Origin of the sequence: Chryseobacterium sp. HMWF035 (assembly GCF_003094695.1) — a bacterium.
In the GTDB taxonomy this organism is placed as follows: domain Bacteria; phylum Bacteroidota; class Bacteroidia; order Flavobacteriales; family Weeksellaceae; genus Chryseobacterium; species Chryseobacterium gambrini.
On the sequence record NZ_QEHP01000109.1, the window covers coordinates 1 to 23,990 of the forward strand.

Here is a 23,990-nt window from a genome sequence, read left to right on the forward strand (position 1 = left end):
GACAAAGTTTTCAAAACATAAAAGAGGTCGGATTTCTTCCGACCATGACTAGCAAAGCCGCCGCCGAAATCCTAAAATAGCGAGTGCGGAAAGCGAGAAACAGCTCCTTAAAATATTTTCATTCACAGGATAAGAAAGAACAGATTTTGGATCGAAATTGTTTAAACAGTCGGAATGTTAACAATAAAAAAGACCTCAAATTGAGATCTTTTTGAATATTTTAGAGCTAATTTAATCAATTTCGGCTTTTGAAAAGAGATCCTGAATCAGCATTTCGTCTTCGCAGGCTTTTTTGAATTCAGAAATAAATTCTTTCAGGCTTTCCGGATTGCTGGAATAGGCACAGAACATATCTGCTTCCGGATCGAATTTAATGTCGTCCGACAGGTTCGGTTTTTTTTCTTCTACAAAAACTTTTGCCAGTGAAGTCCAGTCGTAACCGTTGCCTTCGAAACCTTCGTCTTTTCTCCATTCGAAAATTTCAGGTTTGTACGTTCCTGCGTTTAAACATACTGAATATGTTTTTTCTGAGGATACCCAAAAAAAGGGTTTAATAGCAGTCTCAAAATTGTAGGCTTCCATACTATTTTTATTAAAATTAATTGAATATTAAAGATAATAAATTTCTGAGCTCATTTATTTTTTATAACATTTATTAACGTTTTCGAGATTATCTTTACCATGAATTATTGTTACGAGAATTTATACGAAACTCAGATAAGTCTTTTATTTCAGGATTCATCCGCCACAACATTGATGCCTTTGCCAAAGTCTTCTGCCATTGCCTGAGCCAGTATTTTTCTTGAATCTTCTGAAAAACAGGTCGCAATAAACGGAAAAAAGAATCCTACAAATCCTCCTCCTTTTACGCCGAGTTTTCCTATATTTTTGATGTTCTGCATTTTTATAGCGGGAAGTTCTCTGGCTAAGTTGGGCAGGTTTCGGGGACGTACTCTTCCTAAGCCGTCTTTGGCTGTTGCGACAAGCGATTCTGAGTATTTGCCGTTACGAATATTCTCTACAATTTCTTTTCCTTCGGGGGTTTTCCATACTTCGCGGGAATCTATTCCTTCTAAAGCGGTTAAGTCTTTGGATAAGGCTGTTCCCTGTTTTATTTCTATCAGATTCTTCTGCCAGTCCTGAATATACCATTTGCCGTTAAAGAAAACCGGCGTTTTTCCGTCTCTGCTTGCTAATCCCCCTTTTTCATTAAGCTCCAGAATATCGGGACTTGCAAGATCTGAAGGAGTAATGCCTGTAACGCTTTCCGGTACATCATTTAAATAACCCGGAATTCTGCTGTTTTCATCCACTTCTTTATTCATATCCTGATAATGGCTGTTATCTTCCAGTGAACTGTTTCGGATACCTTCTCTTTCCCAGTAGCTTAATTCATTCATTACACCCATCGTTACGCCCATCCATAATAGTGTTTTAGCAATTCCCATTTCAGCTCCGGCAATTATAATCCCTGCTCCTCCAAAAAAAGATGCAACCGCATTAAGAAAAATTTCTTTTCCGTTATTGCTATCGATCTGCTGTGCGTATTTTTTAGCGACGGCATAACTAAAAATCGGACTCAGCAAACCTCCTGTATCGCAAACGAGTATAGAATTCTGGGTGATCGCCTTAGATCTATCAAAGGTTACTTTCTCATGTTCAATCTTCCAGTTTCCTTTTCCCAAAGATTCGGTGCATAAATGGTTTATTTTTGTGGCATGATACACCGCAGCACCTGCACACGCAAGAACACCCACTCCTACAGCCAGTGCCGCCCAACCTACAGGACCGGATAACACCAGAAGCGCTCCTACAATAAGCCCGGCTCCGAAACAAAGAAATCCCCACATTGCATTTTTAGGACTTTTACAGGGAAATTCTTTATTGATATTGCGGTCTTCAACCGTTAATAAAGGTCGTGTTGTATCTGATCCATAGAAAACCGTGATCGTTTCTCTTGTGGGAATTAATTGTCTGGGTTCCGAATCCGTTTGAAATGTACAGACTGCATAAACATCTTTCGGGATATATGAAGCACTCATAATGTTATATTTTATTTGATTTAAACATCATCAATTAGCAAGTAAGTCTGGACTAAGGACTTCTTTTATACTAACTATCTTTAACTCATTTTACTTTGAATACCAGTAAATATTCTGAAGGCTTTTCTTTTCTTTTTTTGAAAAATTAAGTTCTTTCTGAGCCGCTTTCAGTAATTTCTTAAGTTCATTCCCTTTTTCCTCTTCATATTTATTTCTGTATTCAACATCATTTAAATAAATATCTGTCTTATTTTTCAGACAAAATCTGAAGTATATTTTTGAACTCTGCAATGCCGGAGCTTTGGTTTCATAATCATAAGCGTAGAATCCTTCTATTTCTGTTTTGGAATACTTTTCAGGAGACTGATTTCCTTTTTGCAGGTAAAAAATGTTTTCATCAAACCATATTTTCACTTTTACGGACATTGCTTTGAGTATAAGATAACAGGTCCCGAGATAAAAAAGAATAAAGAACATGGCAAATGAGAGTCTGAATACTCCTTTAAACAACCAATAATAGAGTGCACCATAAGCCATTAAACAAGGTATAATCACCAAAAGAGTTTTTACAATATGAAAGGGTAAAACGTTATTGAATGTAAATACTTTATCCGCCATAACTAAGATACTTTTAATATTCAATTTGCTTTAAATCAAACTGGGTGACCAACTGATAATTATTTTTCACTTCTTCTTTCATTAAGGCAGAAGCATTAACGATGGTTCCTGTTTTTTTGTCAACCATCCTTCTGATCCGATAATCATAGTTATATTCGCTGAAACCATATTCGATAATAGGTTTATAAAACTTATTGTACTGCTGCTCCAGCAATGAAGAATCTATTTTATCTCTTAAAAGTGTTCCCACTGTTCTGAATTCTATAAAATAATCGTCTTCCTTAATAATGGAATGTTGCAATTGCAGTTCAACAGGTATGTCCACAAATATCTGGGAAATAAATTTTAGCGTGCTATTCTGTATGCTTTTTTTACGGGCATCATAATCATTGAAAAGAACGTGATAGAAAAGTGATTTATCATATGTTTTTCTCAGGTTTGCTTCGTTTTCAAATTCCACTCCACCTCCTTTTATAATATCTTCAGCCGCTTTCGGATTGATTTTTTCTACCTGCCTGTAAAATTCTGAAGATTTTAATCTGGGTTTAAAAAGTTCCCACTTTTCTTTAATTTCAGGGAAATTCTGTACGCGTTTTATGGTATTGTCAGATTCCAGTTCGAAAATGACATTTTCTTTATCAAATTCCAGTTCTTTTACCGCTTCTATGGCAAGAGCCATATTTTCAGGATTTATTTTGTATAAATATTCTTTAAGCCTGACTTTCGCTTTTGTACTGGCAGCATCTTTTTCAACCACATATTCTTTTTTTGTATTGCAGTGAAACGTTATTCTGTCCTCTAATTTGGTGGTGTTGAACTGTTCGCATCTGTATCTTGTTTTTCGCGGAAATTTTACGTCTTCTATTGCCCTGTTGATTTCCTCCTTCGTCTTTTTTTCCACCCATAGAGTCTGAAGATGAATAGGCAGCGTGTTTCCAATAATAAAATTTGTCGTTCCACAATATAAATTATGAAAATCGACAAGCTCTTTTACTGAAATGCCCTGTTTCGCTGCAATAGATTCCAGTGTATCACCCTTTTTAATTTCGTACTTTATAAACTCCATCTGTTAATTAATATCAACCTGTCCTCCGGTTATTTTGGTATTTCCTTTAAAATTTGCCGTAGCTTCTCCCGCTTTGATATCCACTTCAGCACCTGTAATAGAAATCTTATCAGAAGTAATGATAATTTCGCTGTTGCCAACCTTTAATTTAACCTGTTTAACTCCTGTTAAATCAATAGTTCCTGTATTATCCATTGTAAAAACACTCTTCCCTTTTCCTACTTCTACTTTATGAGTATTTCCCACATCTGCAATATGATCGCAGCCGACTTCCAGCTTTTTATTGTTACCTACTTTATCGGTTTTATTATTCCCAACCGTTTTGGTGCTGTCATTATTTGCATTGTGTACTACATTCCCTGCTCCGTCAAACTTCATATTCGCGCCACCCTGATCGGTAAGAAAAACAGAACCTTCTCCATCATCCAGTTCAAGCTTATTTCCGCTTCGGCTGCTTAAGCTTTTAATATTATTTCCGGCTCCACCACCTGTTCCAATTGCACCATGAAACATTCCACCCATCACGAAAGGTCGATCGGGATGCTGATGAACAAAATTAACGATCACCTGATCCCCGACTTCCGGAATTGCCATAAAACCACGGTTTTTATTCACTTTATCGCTGCTTCCCGCATCGGGAGTCATTACACGAATGTATTCTGTAGTGGTTGCGCCGTTTTGCCAGTCGAATTGTACCCTTACTCTTCCCTGATTCATCGGATCTGAGTTGGAAATCACTTTGGCAAACTGAGGTTCCGCCTTCGGCAACTGAAATTCAGGACGCGGAATAAATCCTGTGTCTGAAGCAATCGCTTCAAAAGTTCCGGTGTAATATCCTCTTGCGTCTACTTCATGATTAACTTCAATAATCATTAATTTGGTGAAATAAGCGGTCGCGTTCGTATCGGTTTTTCTCATCTCGATATCGGCAATACAACCCGGATAAAGAAAGGGAATGGTAGTTTCACCCGAAGTAATGAAGACATCGGAAGCTTTACTTCCGGCGGTTCCTTTCTGTGAAGCATCAATATCCATAAAAGAGGCTGCTTTAATGGGAGCAACTCTTAAGGATGGTGTCGTAAAAGTTCTTTCTGAAATTTCATACGCTCTTTTGGCAATATCTGAGGTATGACTGATTTTGGAATTCCCTGTTGTTAATTTTTCGTTTTTACTGCTGTTGTAGCCGTAGAATGTAGGATTTACGTGCTGTGCTTTCATTTTGATCTTCACATCATTCACGCTGCTTCCGTACGTAAGCTTTACAGGTTTTTCCTGTGGAGGAAGTTTTCCGAAATGCAGCACTTCACCGTCATAAAAAAACTGTTCACCGTAGGCTTCCGCAATTCTTGCCAGATAATTGTAGTGGGTTTCTTCATACTGAGAGATGTAGGAAACATTTCCGTGTTGTGCATCTACTCGAAAATCGAATTTTCCATGTCCGAAACCTTCTTTAATCACCTCATTGGCAATGCTGTTCAGGCTGATTTCCTGCGCACCGCCAAAACTCTGAATATGTGGAGCCGCATCCAGCAAAACCGTCGGACTGCATCCTGAAAGAACTATATTTCCGAGACTTCCTTTTTCCTGGCTGAATCCTACTTCCGTGATAACTCCTACAAAACTTCTTTCCGGACCGTCTTCGAGGTCTTTATATTTAAAAACTACGGTAATTCTTTTGCCTAAAAAATTCTGAGCTGCTTCCAGATTATGATTTTCTGCGCTTCCCAATGTATCGTGTGCTAATAAAAGACTGAATTCATGATGTCTTGTCGCACTTTGTTTTAACTGAAAGTGTTTAAAATGCTTTACCGCTTTTCCCTCAACAACAATATCCAGCTTTACCACGCGGTTGATTCCCTGAATCTGACTTTCGGGAATTGCCTTTGCATTATGTATTTTCGAAGTCGGCTGCTGAGACCAGAACTTTTCATCCACCAAAACAGGTTTATTCGGCTGTAAATTTTCATTCATCAGCATTGAAGATTCTCCTGTTGAAGAAGGCGTTTTGGGCATATTTTCATCCTTAAACATAGCCTGATATTTTGTGATTTGATGTGTTTTGTTTTAAATGCTAAAATTTATCCGACCTTACATCAAATAAATTTTTATTATCGAATTTCAATGTAACTTCTATTTTTAAAGAATTCATTGAAAAAGATGAAATAATTCAGTGTAAAAAAGAAAAAACAGAATAGCTACTCTTTTGAGCCATGCTATTCTGTAACCAATTTTATTTTTACTAAGATGATTGTTGTGTTTTGAATTACTTAGCTCCCGGCCATAAACCTTCGTATTTGGAATTTCCGTAGTCGATGGTTTCCGCGCTGATGACAAAGCTGATGAGCATACTGTTTTCATCCACTGCATCGAAATCCACTTCATGCTGGATTACATATCCGTTTTCCCATCCCAGAGTAATTAAAGTTCCTTCTTCATGAGATTTGTTGAAGGTGATTTCGCCGGTTGTCGGTTTGTATTTTCCGTTAAGTAAGCTTTCTAGGATGTCGGATTTTTCTGTAGCTTCCACAGTAACTTTAATCAGTGCATTGGAAGGATCTGATGCTACTCTTCCGGAAACGTCTGTAGATCTTGAAACGCTGTAGTTCAGCTTTAATAATTTTTGTCCTTCGCCGCCGTTGAATTTTAAGATTCCTCTTGAATTTGCTGCCATGATTCGTAAATTTTAATCGTTAATATTTTGTGATTTGGTTGATTTGGTATTCCAAAGATAGGGCACCTTTTCTGAACCCGAAAGGAATTAAACAGTAATCTCAGTTTTTGTAGTAGTTCTACGACTTTGTGTAGTAATTCTACGATTAAAGAAATATTTTTAAAATTAAAATATTAATAATCAGATATTTAAATTACTCCAAAACAGAAATATTTAGCTAAATTTACACACTAAAAAGGGAAATATTAAGATTTAATTAAGATATTTTTACTATTTCTTAACGGTTAAAAATTGAAATTAAAACAAGAATTCCGATGAAAAATGTCTCACCGGAATTCTATAAACTAAACTGAGAACTGATAATTATTTTATTGGTAGGAATCGTGGAATTCCCGGTCTGTCCTGAATATTCTTATGCTGTCTGCTTTAACGGGCTGATTGTTGATGGAAATATCAAAACTGCTGTTATCTTTTGCTACTTTAAAATCTAGCTGAAAGTCTTTTCCCGCTTTTTGAAACTCGCTGTTGAGCCTTTCCCAGTTGAAGTAAGCTCTACCGATAAACTGTTCGCCTTTTGCTGTTTCCCATGTGAAATTCAGCTCTTTCGGAACCGCTCTTTCTCTTAAAGGAATTTTGTCGATCCACGAACGGAGAATAACTTCCTCTTCGGCATTGTAATAACTGATATTGGATTCAAACAGTTTAAAAGCCGGATTTTCTGAAGTAATCTGCGGTTTCCAATTGTATTTTTTTCTATAGTCTTCCCATTCTTTAGATTCCGCATCCAAAAATCTGTTCTTTTTCATTTCCTCACGCGTTACGGAAAGTTTCGAAAAAAACTTCTGCTCAAGCTGTTGATCATCTTTTACCATTTCAGCCTGAAATTTTCCCAGCTCAATCTGAACGGCTCGGAATCTCAGCCATACTACAACCATCCCTTTCGGGGCAAAACCAAAAACAAGCGTTGTAAAACTGTTGTACGGATTTTCTGCGCTGCTGTATTTTTCATTCCTTCCCAGATTTTTATATTCTTCCAGAGGTTTATTGTAAAAAGAAGCTTCGCGCTGCGCATACGCACGCTGCATATAATCTTTAATTTTTTCTACCGGAAAGTCTGCCTTCAGATGATAAAAAGTATCTTCATATCTTGAAAAATAAGTGACATCTATTCCGATAGGAGTTCCTTGCTGTTCTGTCCAGCCTTTCCCTGAATTTCCCCACGTTCCCGACGAACTTCCATAAGGCAGACTCGCGGGAACATCTTCCAGAGTGGTGATTTTATCTTCCACAGGCGTTACAATCATATTGTTATTCGGACTGCTTATTTCTACGTTAAATTCCGGCAACTGTTCTTCTTTCATTTTCTGGCAACTTATATTCTGAAAAAGGAGGATTAAAAAAAATACTATTTTTATCGTTTTATCCATTTTGTATGTTTCTTTTGCGGTATTGTGCAGCCAATGCGCCTCTTCTTTTCGGGGCATTGTCGTTGGGTCGTGCATCCAGACCGATCTGGTTGGCTTTTACAGACCAGTGAAGATATTCGTTTCTTAATTTTTTAAGATCTTCTTCCTGAATGTGACCTAAATACGAAATCGCTTTGATATCCTGTTTGTATTTGGCAACTGAAGGTTTTTTTCCGGCTTTAAAATCTTCTACATAGGTATTTCTGAGCTGGTTACACGCGTTGGTGTAAGTAGAAAGCTGACTGTAAATTCCTGTTAAAAAAGAATCTGTTATTTTATGATTTTCGTTGATGAGATCTTCGAGATATATCACTTCATGCTGTTTGGAATAATGAAACATCTGCTTCAGCGGGATTTTGTCATATTTATTGGATAACTTTCTGGTTCCCACGAGACCGTAATACATAGAGGTTTTATTCCACCATCGGTCATAGTTCACATCTTTCTGCCTGAAATATTTAATTTCCAACTGCTCATCATGAAACCATCCTTCCTCTACCACAATTTTTTTAAACGCTTCGCATTCTTTGTGGGTGTTTACATTGTTATATGGATCGTAAGAATCGCAGTATAAAACGGAAGTTTCATCTCCTTCTCCGTAAGATCCGCCAATATCGGAATGCACTCCGGGAAGGGTAAACTCCAGTCCGTATAAACCTGTACTGTCGATATTCGTTAAATCAAAATTATCTCTGTATTCGTCATCCGAAGCAAGCTGAAGCACAAAATTTACTTTTCCGCCTCCAATGGTGTCTAAACCAAGCTGTTTAGTATCATCATCAATCCCGAAACCTCCTCTGTGGTTAAGTCCGTAAGAAGCAACGGTATCGTACAGTCCTGCAAAACGGAATTTTATTTCCTTCACATCCAGATCCTGCGCCAGAAGACAGGCTCCAAAATATCCGTGCCGCATGATGAACTGCGACTTGGAACCGTCTTTATCCTTTATTGTAACCGTTTCATTATTAATAAATTCGGGAGGAAAAACCTGTAACGTTTCCTTTCCCAAAGCATAAGAAATTATTCCCGGAGAATTTGCAACGTGTATAAAATGTCTCGCCGCAGCAGCTCCCCTGCTGAAGCCGAATACATTTACAGTAAGAACGCGGATGGGTTTCGTGTTATTTTTAAGTTTATTCACGATGGCTTCAGCTCCTCTTTTGCATCCTTTTGCCACTTTTGCCACCACTCCGGTATCTCCGGTTCCCTGTGCAACACCTTTTAAAATGCTGTCGCTTTTTCTGTCCTCCGTTCCGATTCCCTCAATATACCATGAAACCTGATTCTGTGCATTCGGATCAATCGTATCATAACCACGGGCGACGTTCGTGAACTCGTTGTTGTAACTGTCGTCTTTATCGCTGCTTGCTTCTTTGAAATTTCCGCCAAGCCGGGTATTGGTTTTGTTATTCTGGGTTCCGTCAAAAAAAAGATTAAGGCTTATATCGATAGTATTAACGGGTTTATCATCGGAATTAATGGTTTCTGCTTTGTTATAGCTTACTCCTGTTCCGTTTCCCTTCTGTTCCACGGTTGCCGCACTGTTGTGACTGATGCCTTCTTTGGCAAAGGTTTTATGATCTCCATCAAAACGGGTGACCGCTTTCCCTTCTACAAAATATTCAATGCTCATTTTTAGTGATTTTTAGATTTCTCGCCACTATTGTTCTGAACTTCTTTTTCTGCGTGATGTTCCACTTTCCCCTGACTGTTGACCTCAACGCCTTTAAGGCTGGTTAATTTATGCTCTTTTTCGCCATAGACTTCCATATCCCCTTTTACATAATGACTCATTTTTCCGACAACATTCGTCATGAAATCGGCTCCTGTAGAAAGATATTTCATGGAACCTATGCTTTCGGTATGATTTGCCATGATGGTGTCGGATTTATTCATTCCGACATTGGTACTCATATTTTCGCCGACGTTGATGTTCATGTTCCGGCAATTGAACGTCATGGTTTCGGGAGCTGTAATGGTGATGTTGCTTCCTGTGGTGTCTAAATGAATTTTATTTCCTGATTTGTCAGTAATCACGATGCTTTCATCCTCTGTAAAAATAATTCTGTGACCGCTTCTCGTCTGGATAGATTTCACTCTGTTGTCCACACCGCCGCCGAGACCGATTCCGCCATGGAACATTCCGCCCATCACAAAAGGTCGGTCGGGATGACTGTGAACGAAATTCACCATCACCTGATCTCCCACTTCGGGAATCGCGACGTAACCTCTGTTTTGGTTCACCTGATCGGTTCCTCCCGCATCGGGACTCATCATTCTGATAAAATGCGTTGTATCGTTGGTTTGCCAGTCGAATCGTACCTGAACTCTTCCCTGTCCTTCCGGATCTGTATTGGAAATTACGGTGGCGATCTGCGGTTCTGCTTTTGGAATTTTAAATTCGGGTTTAGGTAAAAATCCGGTGTCTGAAGCAATTCCTTCGAAGCTTCCTTTGTAATGACCGATGGTATCAATTTCATGAGTAACTTCCGTCACCATGATTCTCGTAAAATAATCGGATTCATTGCTGTCTAGTTTTCTCATCTGAACATCCACCACACACCCCGGATGCAGAAAAGGAACGGTTGTATTTCCTGAAAATGAAAATACGCTCACCGCTTCACTTCCCGCCGCACTTTTCTGAGAATATTCTACGTCGAGATGGGTGGAAGCTTTGATGGGGGCAACCTGTAATGCAGGTGTTTTATATATTTTTTCGTTGTGGGAATAAGCTGTTTTTGCCAGATCTCCCACATGCTGAACCGGCGTTTCACCCGAAGTCAGTTTTTCATGTTTACTGCTGTTGTAACCGTAAAACTGGGGTTTTGTGTGTACTGCTTTTAATTCAACCTTAATATCATTGGCGCTGCTTCCGTAGGTTAATTTGATCGGTTTGTTCTGAGGCGGAAGTTTTCCGAAATGCAAAACTTCGCCGTCATAATAAAACTGTTCGCCATACGCTTCAGCCATTCTTGCCAGATAATTATAATGCGTTTCATCGTACTGACTGCTGTAAATAATCTGCGAATAATCGTTGGTATCCACTCTCACATCAAAACGGCTGGAATCGATCCCCTGTTTGATGACTTCGTTGGCAATAATTCCCATATTAACGGGTGAACTTCCGCCAAAACTCTGAATATGCGGCGCTCCGTCGAGTAAAATGGTCGGGCTGTACCCTGTTAACACAATATTTCCAAGGCTCATTTTTTCCTGACTGAAACCTACTCCTGTAATGACTCCGACAAAGGTTCTTTCGGGGCTGCTTTCAATGTCTTTGTAGGAAATAACGGCTGTTAAACGTTTTCCGAGAAATTTATTGGCTTCTTCGAGGGTATGAGTCTGTCGGTCGCCTAAAGCATCATGAGCCAATGTCACGCTGAATTGGTGATGGCGTTTTGTGCTTTGGGTAAGTAGAAAATGCTTGTAATATTTAATCACTTTTCCTTCGATCACGAGAGAAAGTTTTACCAGACGGTTGATTCCTGTGTGATGATTCTGAGAAATTCCGTCTGCATTCTGCGATGGGCGGAAGGAAGGATTCTGTAGTATATTTTGTGATTCTGTTTTCATATTTCCTGTGATTTGGTAGGTTAAACATGATAGCTTAGTGTTCGGTATTTTGTGTATTTCCTTCTTTTATGGATCTTGAAAGAATTTTAGTTTTTCTCAATAAAAAATCAGGCATAAGATCGGTCGGAAGATACAATGTGCTTTCGCCTTTTTTCTGAAGTTCTTCGCTGATTCCGGGATTCCAGGAGAGGAGTTTATCTACTTCCACATCCAGTTCATCGGCAATGATGTTGAGATTGAATCCTGCATTGATCTCGGTTTTTGCCAATGGCACATTGTTTTTTCCGCTTCCTCCTTTTACGAAGAAAACGGTGTTCATTCTTGAGGAATTATAGTTTGCTAAAACATTTTGGAGTTCTCCGGTTGCGTAGCATGCATTCAGATATTTTTTAACATGATTGATGGTTTCTTCCGGCAAAAACTTATAAAAAACATGGTACTGAGTAGAGTTTGCAGCGGTCATGGCTTTGGCAATATTTCCTTCTCCGCAGTTGTAAGCAGCCACTACAGTGATCCAGTTGTTGTATTTTTTGTAGAGATTGGCTAAGGAAACTGTTGCTGTTTTTGTGCTTTTGTAAAGATCCGTTCTGTTCTGTTCGGTTAATCCGTATTGATTCGCGTGAGCGGTCATAAACTGCCAAACTCCCACTGCTCCGGCTCCCGAAGCTATATTTCTGTTGAAATGGGATTCTATTAAGGCTAAATTTCTCAAATGCCTCGGCAAACCTTTCTGAACCAGAGAATATTCGATAAAATCCACAATTTCTCTGTTGGCATTAATAATACTTTTATATCTCTTCACACTGCTTTCCGAAGTATCGGAAGCAGCAAGAAACTGTGCGTTCGTAAAATTAAAACACAGCAATACCATTGCGGTTAGAAAAATATTTTTGAGATTTGGGTTCATTGTTTTATGCTTTTGTGAAAAGTTTTTTAAACTGATTCACGATTTCATTCTTTCTTATTCTACGTTCCAGCTCAGTTTTTCTTCTTCTGAATTCCAGTCGACATGAATGGTCTGTCCGGATTTTACTTCTTCTCTTACGATCATTTTCGAGATCGGTCTTGCCAATTGAGAACGTATCACTCCTGAGATTTGTCTTGCTCCGTATTTGCTGCTGAATCCGCCCAAAGCAAGATTTTTCACTGCTTCTTCGGAGATTTTCAGGTTCATTCCCAGTCGCGCTAAAGAGTTGTGCAGTGATTTTAACTGAATATTAAAAATTCTTTCGGCAATGGATTCTGTAATTGGCGCAAAAGGAATAATTTCTGTAATTCTTGCTAAAAATTCCGGTCTGAAACGTCCAGAATTCGACATAATCTGCATCAAAGTATTCGATTCCGGGATTTTTCCTTCTTCAAACTGTTTTACGATTTCTTCGCTTCCGATATTTGAGGTAAATAAGATCAGGGCATTGCTGAAATCACCTTCTTTTCCCAGCTTATCATGAACTTTTCCTTCGTCCATGATCTGTAAAAAGACATCAAAAACTGAATGATGGGCTTTTTCAATTTCATCAAATAATACCACAGTGTAAGGCTGCTGTCTTATTTTGTTTACGAGCATTCCTCCTTCTTCGTAACCGACGTATCCGGGAGGCGCACCGTATAAAAGTGCGGCTGAATGTTCTTCTTTAAATTCAGACATATCGAAACGAACCATTGCTTTTTCGTCGTTGAAAAGGAGTTCTGCCATCGATTTTGCCAATTCGGTCTTTCCGGTTCCTGTTGGTCCCAAAAGGAAGAATGATCCAATGGGCTGTCCCGGTTTATTCAGTCCGCTCCGGTTTTCAACAATTGCATCGGAAAGGATTTTTAAAGCATGATCCTGCCCTACAACACGGTTCATTAAAAGAGATTCCATATTCAGCAGTTTCTCTTTTTCCTGCGCCTGAATTTTCCCAATCGGAATGTTTGTTTTTGCCGCCATTACCGCCGCGAGTTCAAGACGGTCTACTTTTTCTCTTTTCTTTGAGGCGTGCTGCAAAAGTTCGGTGTAGCTGTCTTCAATAATTTTCTGAATCTGTTCCACCGGCATGGAATTGTCGATTTGCGGCTGCTCACTTAAAGATCCCCATAAAATCGGACTTATTTTGTCTCTCAGCAGATTGTAATTCCAGATTAGTTCGTCTGCTTTGTCTTTTTCATCGAAATAATCTTCGTTCTGAAGCTTTTCGTAAGTTAATTTCCAGCTTTCCAGTTCTTTTTCTGAAAGTTCGTCGAGCATTTTAATCGCCGCCATGGTTCTGTCTAAGAGATCGATGGCAGCATCGGGAAGTTTTTTCCCTTTAGCATATCTTTTTGCAAGACGGACACATTCGGGAAGAGCGGTTTTCTCTACTTCAATTCCGTGGTGTTTTTTGTAACCTTCGAGTAAAACGTCGATCATTTTAACACAGGTTTTTTCGTCCGGCTCATTTACCGTTAACACTTCGAATCGTCGGTTGAAAGCCTGTTCCGGCTCGATAATTTTTCTGTATTCTTCCTGAGTGGTGGCTCCGATGACGGTAATTTCACCTCTTGCCAATTCTGGTTTAAGCAAGTTGGCAACGTTTCCGATGCTTCCTTTGGGATCTAAAAGGGTATGAATTTCATCAATAAAAAGAATGGCTTTTTCAATCTTTTTACATTCGTTGATGACTTTTTTCAGACGGTCTTCAATTTCCCCTTTGTAAGAGGTTCCTGCCAGTAATGCTCCGGTTTCCAATTCCAGCAAAGTTCCGTTTTTAAGCATTTCAGGAACATTTCCTTTGGTGATTTCAATGGCAAAACCTTCTACCAAAGCGGTTTTCCCGACTCCGGGTTCTCCGATAATAATGACGTTGGGTTTGCTTCTCCGGCAGAGAATTTCCACAAGCATTCTGAGTTCTTTGTCTCTTCCGATGATGTTTTCAAGCTCTCCTTTTCTTGCCTGTGCGGTTCTGTCTGTGCAATAGCTTTTTATGGAAGGGAAAGACTGATCTGAATAATCTGAACCTTTTGAAAATATCGAAGAAAATTCTCCGTTTTCCGAACTTTCGTAAGGCGTATCTTTTCTGTATAAATTAAAAATTTCGTGTTCTCTGAGAGGAAGGGATTTGAGCTGCTGTAAGGTAAAAGCGACCTGAGGTTTTACAATGGCTGTTAAAATACAGATCGGGGTAATTTCGTCCAGACCTAATTTCAGACGGATATCATCTGCTTCTTCCACAATACGATCTACGGTTTCATCTTCTCCGGCTTCGTTGGGAAGATGGGTGGTTTTAGGATAATCTTCAATGCGAACATCTGCCCATTCGTAGAAATATCCGGGATCTTTGTCGATGCTTTTAAGGAATTCGTTCAGCCCGATGTCTTTGTGTATGAGTGCCTGCAAAATGTGCGGAGCTCCATAGGTGGCATTGTAATTTTCCTTCGCGATGGATTGTGCTATATGAAATAGCTGCTTTACAGTCTCATTGGTAACTAATACTCCCATTGTACTATTCAGATTAATATTTGGTGTGTGGTGATTGGTGTTCTTCGGGTTTGGATTTTCCTTATTTTTTTTATGGGATGAATCTATAACCTTCTGAATTTTTATTGTTTACTAAGTTAACTGTTTTTTCTCAAAAACGGAAAAATATGTCTTAATAATGTGATTTAGAATAATTATTTTAACAAAATTTAATTAAAAATGGTAAAAAAAGACCGCCTTGTGTGACAGTCTTTTGTATGAATACGAATGAAATGAATTGTTTAGCTTGATGGCCAAAGACCTTCGTATTTGGAGTTTCCGTAGTCGATGGTTTCTGCGCTTACCACGAAACTGATGAGCATGCTGTTTTCGTCTACGGCATCGAATTCCACTTCATGCTGGATCACGTATCCGTTGTTCCATGAAAGAGTGATTAATGTACCTTCTTCGTGGGATTTGTTGAAGGTGATTTCGCCGGTTGTAGGTTTGTATTTTCCGTTCAGTAAGCTTTCCAGAATGTCTGATTTTTCGGTAGCTTCTACGGTTACTTTGATGAGCGCATTGGAAGGATCTGAAGCTACTCTTCCGGAAACATCCGTAGATCTTGAAACGCTGTAGTTCAGCTTCAGTAATTTTTGCCCTTCTCCGCCATTGAATTTTAAGATTCCTCTTGAATTTGCTGCCATGACAGGTAAATTTTAATCGTTATTACTATTTTGTGATTCGGTGATTGTGTAACAAAGATAAAGCGGCAATTTTTCTTCTGAAAGTTTTTAAATATCAATTTGAAATTTTGTCGTATTTCTACGATTTGATGTCGTAATTCTACGATCGTAGATTTAATATTGCCGTAATATTCCTTTATTATAAATGACTTACAGCAATTCTTTAAGAGAAAAAACACTATTGTTTTTTACACCAAACTGAGAAATAGTATATTCAATCCCGATTTCTTTTACCCATCCGGAATCTTTATGCAGTGTATATTTTCCGATGAAATCAAGCACATTTTCGTGTGAATTTATATTCTGGCGGAGAACGATTTCATGATCTTCAAAATGTTCCACTTTCTGCTGAATCTGAATTTCTGTATTTTCTTCGCCGATTGACTGTGTAAGATAAGATTTTCCGTTTGTAAAGCTGTTTCTTAGGTCGGCAAAATAATTTTTGATGAAAATATCGTCCTTCATTCTGCTGTGGAAAAGTGAAGGATCGAGAACAATCCGTTTGAATTCATCAAGATACATTTTCGCGTATTTATCGGGGAAAAGATCTTCTAAACGTTCTTTTATTTTAGTAAAATTATCCAATGTTTCTTTTGGTAAAGCTATCAGTACAATTCTGCCTTTATCATCAGTTCTTACCTCAACAGGATTCAGTGAACGGATGGATTCTGAAGCGAGATCTGCCATCATGCTTCCCGATTTTTCCGAAAAATTATTTTTGAAGAGATGAAAAATATGAACATTGTCTTCTTTCCGAATCCACTTTACTGAAACTGTGTAAGAAAGTGCATTCTTTTTTTCTTCAAGCACATTTTCTTCGGTTTCCCGGCTTTCGACAGTATAAATTTTAGCCAGATTTTCAGGATGGAAAGGGATTTTGGGATTTAATTTAGGATCTTTAAAATCGGCATCGTTGCGGCTGTTGTATTCCTTTATTTTTTGAATATCGGGAATGAGAAGTTTTTTCCGCGGAACAAGGTCATCATATATAAAATCTTCTCTTGCACAATGGGTATTGTGAAATTCTTTAAGGTATTTTGGATTTTCGAGATTAATTTCTTCAGCTATACTTTCCAGCGTTTCACCGGAAAGGATAAAATGAACGGTCATATATTTTGTTTTTTGGCTAAAACTAAGTTAGAGGAAAAATTTTAGTCAGCAAAATAGTTTTGCCGTTTTGATTATCCTGTTAATATAACGTAAGTTCACAAGTTTTTTTAATGTGAATCACTTTTTTAAGTTCACAAAGGTTTTCTGCTCAGCCAAAAATGCAATCTTTTTTAAAACCATTTTAAATTTAACAAAAAAAACAGCGCCCGAAAATGGATGCTGTTTCTATTTCAATCATTAATTTTTGATTATTTCTGTCTGGTGAATTCCAGATATTTGTCGCCGCATTGTGTGAAGTGTTCGAATTCGTTCATGGCATTTCCGTAATTTTGGATCACAATTTTGTCACCTTCATACACACCGCCAATTTCTCCCATCATAATATTGGTGATCGCTCCTGTTTTTTCGTCGGTTTCTGCAGAGACATTTCCGGCAGCAATTACTTTTGTTTTATCTAAAATTTTAAACGTTGGATTTCCGTCGGTATTTTTAAATTCTATTGAAAATCTTGCACCTTCACAGGTTGTTGCGATAAATTTTCCTTCAACAGAAGTTTTGGAGACGGTCTTTTTTGTATCTTTTTCTTCCTGACTTTCTGTTTGTTCATCAGATTGTGCTGAATCTTTTTTCTCAACAGGAACTGCCGTTTTTTCAACAGGCTGAGAAACGGACATTGAATCTGCTGTTGCCGTTTTGTTCTTTGTTTCATTTTTCGAGCAGGAAATGGTGAAAAGTCCTGACAGTAAACAAATTCCAATGATTTTTTTTGTAATCATAAGGTATACTTTTGACGTATTTATTAGATCAAAAATACCATAAATTTTAATCCGACCATATTTTTTGTTTTAAAATTAACTGAAAAATGATTGAGGCGATGATTTAAGATGAAAAGTACTGTGGTATTTTACTACTGCGTTCGCAAAGAAAATTCATTCAGCAAATGACAGCACAATACGTTCAAAATATATTTAACGGCAAAAGTGAGATGAGTTTAAAAGATTTACAAAAAAAAAGAGATTGTGAAAAACACAACCTCTCCTATTTTTAAATTTTCTTCAGAATATATTTGTCATTCGGGGGATTAAGCATATAAATGGTATTTCCCATGAGATAATATTTTCCGCCAATTTTAGCAACAATATATTCTAATGTATCATCTGTTTTGGATTTGATCACAATTTTATCATCAGATGTAGAATTTATAAAAGTTCCTGAAACTAAATTGCTTTCATCATTAATCTTTTCGGTAATGGTAACATTATCTTTATCTGTAATTTTAACCTCATATTTTACCTGATAATCTCCATCCGTTCTTGAAATTTCAAAGTCAGCCTGATAATTTCCTTTCCATTGTGAAAATTCATCAACGACAGTCTGTGCAGATTGACTTTCTTTTTTGGTGTCTGAATTTTGTGTTCCAAATGTAAAATGTTCTTCCAGACCTACATTTTCTTCAGACAGCAATTGTACAGGAAGCGGACATTTTTCAATTTTTGAAGAAACGGGAATGGGTTTAAGCTTTATATTTTTATTCAATTCAAAATTCTTTTCGATTTTAAAGTAAGATTGTTTTGCATCGAAAGTTCCTACCGCAATTCCTTTCCGGTTGCTATCAAAAATAACATTTAATGAATACATTTCATCATCAGCAATTCTCAAAGTATCTTTTAAAATATCTTTGTTATCAAAGAAAAGCAGATAATTAGATTTCTTTCCTTTTTGGTCTTTTACGACAATATTTTTAACGTAATAATCGTCAAAAGAAGTACCTGTATAATCTGGCTCGAAATAAGTATTTCCTTTTGCTGCAAAAAGATTATCTAAATTTTTTGAACTGTAGCTATCGTCTTTTATATTTTCTTTATCAACAGTAAATTTTGTATTGATGTGATCCTGTGACTGATATTTTTTGCATCCAATAAAAATAAACAGCAAAAGCTGTATTAGCAATAATCTTTTAGAATAGTTCTTCATATATAGTCTTATTTTTTATATGTATGGTTTGTTTTGGCTGCTTCATCCTGATCTTTTGTATCGTAAGAATTCAGTTTTACAAATCTTGCAGGGTTCGTTCTTACCGATTCGCCTTTTCCATATGCATCCAAAACTTTTGCCACTTCAAGATGTAAATGAGGCGCTCTTCCTCCGCTTGCAATAGATCCCGAAACTCCGGCGTATCCCAAAACGGTTCCTGCGTCCACTTCTTTTTTGGCGTTTGCATCAGCTTCCGTTACCGAAACACTGTCTAAATGCATATAAATAAAGTAGACGTCATCTGTCTCTTTTATATTGATTCCTTTTAGCTCATCGGTAAACTGTGTTTTGTAAGCTACTTTTTTCTCCTGCTCCAAAAGGTCTTTCACATTTTGAATTTTTACTCTTACAATCCATCCTGCAGTTGCAGAATATCTTACCTGATGGATGTTACCTTTTAAAGTTGCATATACTTTATCTTTTCCGGGGATGGCAAAGAAATCAAATCCTGAATGGTATTTTTTGCTTCCGTTGCTGTTTCTTCTGCACCAGCCGTATGTTCCGCTGGAAGGCTTTACATTTCCGCCATAATTATATTTTGTAAGTCTTGGATTATCAACAGGATCATGCCATTTTCCACTCTGCTGTTCTACTTTTGCAGGTGCAGCAGATTTCTGGCATGAAAAGTTTGTTTCTGCATTTGCCTCCCCTTTATTGTACCATTTTTCTATTTCTTCCGCTATTTCCCAAACGTACGTTCTTCCTGTTTCGTTTTTTCCTTCTTTAAAAAATGCAGGATTTTGCTGATAAGCTTTTTGCCTTACCCATTTTGTGTTTTTAATAACTTTATTATTTTTATCATAATCCAGCTGTAAGTTCTTATCAAAAACAACATGATTTCTTTCATTACCTCTTCCGCAGTCTACAGGCATTAAAATAGCAAGGTAAAAATCTGCCAGTGTATTGAGTTTTCCTTTATAGGGTTCCAGATAATATTCTACGTATGTAAGCTGTTCCAGCTTGGTCATGTTTTTCAGATTTCCGTTTTTTCCGGCAGTTACATTGGTTCCTTTCCTCCTGTTGATATCAGCTGCCGCCGTAGTTCCTATCTGTATTAAACCTGTGTATCCTAAACTATTGACGATTGCGGGATTGAAAGTACCTCCTGTTTCCAGAGCCATAGCTGAAGTAAGATAATCGGGTTTACAGCCAAGTCTATGCGAAATTTCAATAATTTTTTTGCGTTCCTGACAGGTAAAATGTTTCCCCCAAAACAATTTGGTTTCTTTACACAGGCATGAATCCTTAGTTTCTCCGTTTACCACACTCGTCGTTTTACCTTCCGGTTTGGGAGCCGTGGGTTTTTTATCAGGTTTTACCGTTCCTTTGGATTCTGCCCAGTCCCAAAGTTCATTCCACGCACTTCTTACGGTTTCTGTGAAGGAATCAAATACTCCGCTGGTTTCTTTTTTAGAATCTGGTTTTGAAGCGGCGGGTGAACCGGTGGCTTTTGGCGTGGATTTCGAAGCCTGAGACGGCTGAACAGGCGGTTTGTATTCAGGATTTTTTATCACCCTGTTTTCACTTGCGTGTTTTCTGTCTTTGTAATATTCTACCGTTACATAGAATTCCAGTTCTTTAGGATCTCTTTCTCCTTGTGAAGCTTTTTGCATCAAAGCTTTAGTAAGTATGAATTCTGCGGTTGCCGTTCCGGTTCTGCTTACAACCGCTTCTTTGCTGTCTACAAATTTATTTTTAGAGTTATGTCCCTCTCCTGCTACATCATCTTCCCAAAGCGTAAACAGCAGTTTTTTTCCGGCAAGATTTACGCACTGCGCGTTGGCAACAAGTTTTTCCTGATAACTGAAAACGGTTCCCGGAGAATCGTCTGCATAGCGCAGTTCCACTTTATTGATCTTTGGAATTTCTCCCGGTTGCGGAGTAATATCAATGGTGGTACTTCCTTTTCCTTCGGGCTGATGAAGATAAGCTTCGAGACGGTAGGTATTTTTAGCCGCAACTTCTCCAAAGGTAAAACTTCCGTCCCCCACTTTTTTGATGTTTGTTGTGGTAAAACTTCCGTCGGGTCGTTTTTTAAAAAGCTCCCAGGTAACCACAGCAGGATTTCTTTCTCCGGCAGGTGTTGCAGGATACCAGTCTGTAACCCTATAGGTGGTTTTTTCGCCAACCACCGGACTTGGGTTTCCCGAGATTTTTGAAACTCCTTTTTTAGACATAGAACGTTCTTTTTGAATTAATTAGTAAGCATCGATTTCACTTTCGAGAACGGTTTCTTTAAAATCCTGCATTTTCACTAAAGGATTGATGTGCTGAACGGTTTTGTTATCCGCATTTTTCACATTCTGTTTACTCATTTCTCCACGCTGTCCGTGATCTTTGATGGTAATTTTACCTCCGATTACACATTGCAGTTCAGAAAATTCGGTGACGATCTTTTTACCCATAATGGTTACTTTGTCATATGTTTTCTGCCATTTTCCGGCAGGAGCATAAGAGCAAGGCAGATAACCTCCTGAAGTAGGTTTCAGTTTACATTTTCCGAAACTCGGTCCGGATGGGTTGAACTGAAGATCGTCTTCGGTAACGCCAAGAAAATCTGCATTACCCTCGGAATCGTTCCAAAAATGTTTCTCATGGGAAGTAACTTTGTACTGGGGAAACTGATCACCCTGATTACACTGGGCTTTGCCTTTCCGGACAACAAAGTATTTGCCGTCATGAGGTGATGATTGCTGTGACATATTTACGTGATTTGGGTAATTCAAAGATAAAAAATTTACATTAAAAAATAAAAAAAGCAGAAAATTATTTTCCGCTTTTCTGTTTATAAAGAATTAATGTTGAGTATATTCCGGTTCTTCAACAGGCATCATGGTCGGCATGAAATATTCGTTCAGCCAGTAGAAAGTCTGTCCGTTCTGTTCAATTTTCACCGCTGGATCATTTCTGTGAGACAACATTCTGTCGGCTAAATCTTTGTAATGTTTAAAATAGGTTTTTACCGTTTCATTGGTTACAATTTTAGATTTTTTCCAGCCTTTCAACATATATTTCGACATCAGTTCCTCATCAGAAGTATCAAAACCGGTGCTTATTCCCACCGCGTAAGACATCGGCTGTTGATAAAGATCACTTTTATCTAAGAATTTCAGAGTTGGATTGTACTTTTTCAGCAGTTTCACGTACTCGTTAATCGCTCTGGACTGGCTGAAATCTGATCTTTCCGCTCCGGTGTTCTGATAAACTTCCGTGTAGAAAAGTTTTAAATTGTCAAATTCTTTTTCAGAAATTAAAATTCCTTTTTCCAATCCGGGTTTGTAGTCTTTCAGTTCTTTCGGAATATAACCTTTCACCAGAAACGGATTTCCGTAATTGATGAGCTGTGCGGCAATTCCTGCCGGAACAGGATTGGTAAGTCCCGGATAAAGATATTTGTATTTTACATCTACATCGGTTCTTCCTGCTCCTACTGATGAATGGAAATAATCGTTTAAAGATTTATCCAAAGTCGTATTATCAAGAGTAACCTGCGCAATCAGACTGTCGACAGATTTTTTAAGATAACCCGGCTTCGCGATATCTCCTTTTTTAGGAAAAATTACAAATCCCTGTGCCATACTCTGCTTCGGATAATCGAGTGAGAAAAAGCCTTCGTCTCCTTCGATGAGGCTGAAATTATTTTTCGTTAAAACATCATTCTGATTAATAATTTTCTGTTTCTTCAGTTCAGCGATATTTTTTGCGGTATTGGTTACCACATTTTCTGCCATCAAAACAAAATCGTTGTAGGTATCGGATGATCTCGCACTGGTCTGAAACATGATCAGTCTCGCCTGAGCCTGCGTTAGAGAATTGATGACTCCATACATATTTCCACCCTGACTGGAGGATGTTCCCACCGTTATGACAATATTGGTTTCATCCGGAACGTTGGACAATAAATTTCCGGCAGCCATTAAACCTTCATTTACCGGCTGATAACCGCTGTTGCTTACACAGTTCATCTCATTGCTTTTCTGATCGATGAAGGTGGTGATCTTGCTGTAATCTGTGCTTAAATTTGAAACCGCCACATTGTCTCCACAGGAATTATTTTTGTACAAAACAACTCCGTATTTTACCTGATTAAAGTAAGACGGTTTCTCGAATCTCAACTGTAAATCCTGTAATAAAGATTTCACAATCGGAGCATAAGGTGCATTCGGAGCACTTATGTCTAAGGCAAATACGATATTTATTTTTTTATTTTTCTCTGTAATCTCGCGATAACGGTCAAAATATATCGGCTCTCCCAATACATTGAAAACGTAATTTTTGCTGTAATCTAAAATATTGGTAAAATACTTTGTTTTGGAATCCGGAGTGGGTGGTTCATTTAAGGGTAATGTTACCGGAAAAATATTTTCAAGCGGTGTTCTTTTGTTCACATCCGTTAATAAAACGGCGGTTGTGTTTTCGGTTTCGTTTCCTCTCGGAGAACCTTCATGAATTCCCAGCGTGGTTTCTGTAATTCCTGTGGTATTTTTCATTTTTACGGCAGAACGTTCTCCCCATGTGGAAACTACGTTGGAACTTACCCATCCGTATAAACTTGTACCGATGCTGTCGATATCAATGTTTGGTTTTTTACCCACCAGAAATCTTTTGTTATTTTCTGCCTGTTTGTAGACGTATACGATCTGTCCGTTCGGAATTTTCACATTTGCCTGTTCAATAAGACTTGGCGAATTGAAAACCATGATTGAATCGTTCTTGTAATATCTTTCTGAGTTTTTGATGACCTCACTGTTGCTCGGTACGATGGCTACTCTTACCGGAAAACCTGTCTTTTCGCTTTTTAAGGAATTGCTCCATAAAAGAAGATCAGATTCAGGAATCCAGCCGTAGGTTTTAATCTGTTTAGAAGATACTTTTTTCATAAGCGCATCCGGAATGTATTCTGCTACTTTTACCATTCCGTCGCGGTTTTTTAACACCATTAAAGGTTCCAGAAATTTAACTTCCTTATAGGATTTTTCATCGCTTTTATCGAGATAAGCGGTATTTCTGGATCTGTCGGATATGGCGATCCACGGAACTGATTTTTTAGGAAAACCGTTGACGACCGGTGAATTATCAACCTGTCCGTAATGGGTGGGTTCCGGAGTTCTTTTCGACGGCAGTTTTACCTGACAGCTTACGAACAATACTGAAACTCCGATATAATATGCTGCTAGAGGAAGTTTATTTTTCATCCTGATTTATTTAATGATTGGTGTGGTGGTTCAAAAAAAATTCTGAACGGAAAA

18 protein-coding genes are annotated in these 23,990 nt (G+C 38.1%); all 18 read right to left on the minus strand.

Going from position 1 to position 23,990, the window contains the following annotated elements; genetic code table 11:
• Positions 1-231: 231 nt before the first annotated feature.
• A complete protein-coding gene (locus tag DD829_RS15910) occupies positions 232-582 on the minus strand; it encodes an immunity 51 family protein (RefSeq protein WP_076392061.1) in 351 nt (116 codons plus the stop codon).
• Positions 583-731: 149 nt separating this feature from the next.
• On the minus strand, positions 732-2,042 hold the full coding sequence (locus tag DD829_RS15915) for a phage holin family protein (protein ID WP_108410183.1): 1,311 nt from the start codon (positions 2,040-2,042) through the stop codon (positions 732-734).
• A gap of 90 nt (positions 2,043-2,132) precedes the next feature.
• The gene (locus tag DD829_RS15920; RefSeq protein ID WP_108410184.1) at positions 2,133-2,660 is read right to left on the minus strand and encodes a hypothetical protein; all 528 of its coding nucleotides are present in this window, start codon (positions 2,658-2,660) and stop codon (positions 2,133-2,135) included.
• A gap of 13 nt (positions 2,661-2,673) precedes the next feature.
• Entirely contained in the window at positions 2,674-3,726 is a 1,053-nt protein-coding gene (locus DD829_RS15925) for a LysM peptidoglycan-binding domain-containing protein (protein WP_108410185.1), read from the minus strand.
• A gap of 3 nt (positions 3,727-3,729) precedes the next feature.
• Entirely contained in the window at positions 3,730-5,757 is a 2,028-nt protein-coding gene (locus DD829_RS15930; RefSeq protein WP_108410186.1) for a type VI secretion system Vgr family protein, read from the minus strand.
• 232 nt (positions 5,758-5,989) lie between these two features.
• Positions 5,990-6,397 carry a type VI secretion system tube protein TssD gene (gene tssD / locus DD829_RS15935; RefSeq protein ID WP_084196398.1) on the minus strand — a complete coding sequence of 136 codons (408 nt, stop codon included), beginning with the start codon at positions 6,395-6,397 and terminating at the stop codon, positions 5,990-5,992.
• A 368-nt stretch (positions 6,398-6,765) separates the two neighbouring features.
• The gene (locus tag DD829_RS15940) at positions 6,766-7,758 is read right to left on the minus strand and encodes a DUF2931 family protein (RefSeq protein ID WP_228408221.1); all 993 of its coding nucleotides are present in this window, start codon (positions 7,756-7,758) and stop codon (positions 6,766-6,768) included.
• A gap of 58 nt (positions 7,759-7,816) precedes the next feature.
• Positions 7,817-9,496 (minus strand): T6SS phospholipase effector Tle1-like catalytic domain-containing protein, encoded by a 1,680-nt coding sequence (locus tag DD829_RS15945; protein WP_108409825.1) that lies wholly within the window; start codon positions 9,494-9,496, stop codon positions 7,817-7,819.
• Positions 9,497-9,498: 2 nt separating this feature from the next.
• Entirely contained in the window at positions 9,499-11,436 is a 1,938-nt protein-coding gene (locus tag DD829_RS15950) for a type VI secretion system Vgr family protein (protein ID WP_108409826.1), read from the minus strand.
• 34 nt (positions 11,437-11,470) lie between these two features.
• Positions 11,471-12,343 (minus strand): lytic transglycosylase domain-containing protein, encoded by an 873-nt coding sequence (locus DD829_RS15955; protein ID WP_108409827.1) that lies wholly within the window; start codon positions 12,341-12,343, stop codon positions 11,471-11,473.
• Positions 12,344-12,397: 54 nt separating this feature from the next.
• Positions 12,398-14,893 carry an ATP-dependent Clp protease ATP-binding subunit gene (locus DD829_RS15960; RefSeq protein WP_108409828.1) on the minus strand — a complete coding sequence of 832 codons (2,496 nt, stop codon included), beginning with the start codon at positions 14,891-14,893 and terminating at the stop codon, positions 12,398-12,400.
• A 260-nt stretch (positions 14,894-15,153) separates the two neighbouring features.
• Complete coding sequence (gene tssD / locus DD829_RS15965) at positions 15,154-15,558, minus strand: type VI secretion system tube protein TssD (protein ID WP_076392041.1); 405 nt, start codon at positions 15,556-15,558, stop codon at positions 15,154-15,156.
• A 189-nt stretch (positions 15,559-15,747) separates the two neighbouring features.
• A complete protein-coding gene (locus DD829_RS15970) occupies positions 15,748-16,707 on the minus strand; it encodes a hypothetical protein (protein ID WP_108409829.1) in 960 nt (319 codons plus the stop codon).
• Between the two features lie 248 nt (positions 16,708-16,955).
• Positions 16,956-17,483 (minus strand): hypothetical protein, encoded by a 528-nt coding sequence (locus DD829_RS15975; RefSeq protein WP_108409830.1) that lies wholly within the window; start codon positions 17,481-17,483, stop codon positions 16,956-16,958.
• Positions 17,484-17,751: 268 nt separating this feature from the next.
• Positions 17,752-18,681 carry a hypothetical protein gene (locus tag DD829_RS15980; RefSeq protein WP_123906895.1) on the minus strand — a complete coding sequence of 310 codons (930 nt, stop codon included), beginning with the start codon at positions 18,679-18,681 and terminating at the stop codon, positions 17,752-17,754.
• Between the two features lie 8 nt (positions 18,682-18,689).
• The gene (locus DD829_RS15985) at positions 18,690-20,918 is read right to left on the minus strand and encodes a M23 family metallopeptidase (protein ID WP_108410926.1); all 2,229 of its coding nucleotides are present in this window, start codon (positions 20,916-20,918) and stop codon (positions 18,690-18,692) included.
• A gap of 21 nt (positions 20,919-20,939) precedes the next feature.
• Positions 20,940-21,443, minus strand: a complete 504-nt coding sequence (locus DD829_RS15990) for a DUF4280 domain-containing protein (RefSeq protein ID WP_108410925.1) — start codon at positions 21,441-21,443, stop codon at positions 20,940-20,942.
• Between the two features lie 93 nt (positions 21,444-21,536).
• Positions 21,537-23,936: a type VI secretion system protein TssR domain-containing protein gene (gene tssR / locus DD829_RS15995; RefSeq protein WP_108410924.1), complete on the minus strand. Its 2,400-nt coding sequence runs from the start codon at positions 23,934-23,936 to the stop codon at positions 21,537-21,539.
• Between the last annotated feature and the right edge of the window lie 54 nt (positions 23,937-23,990).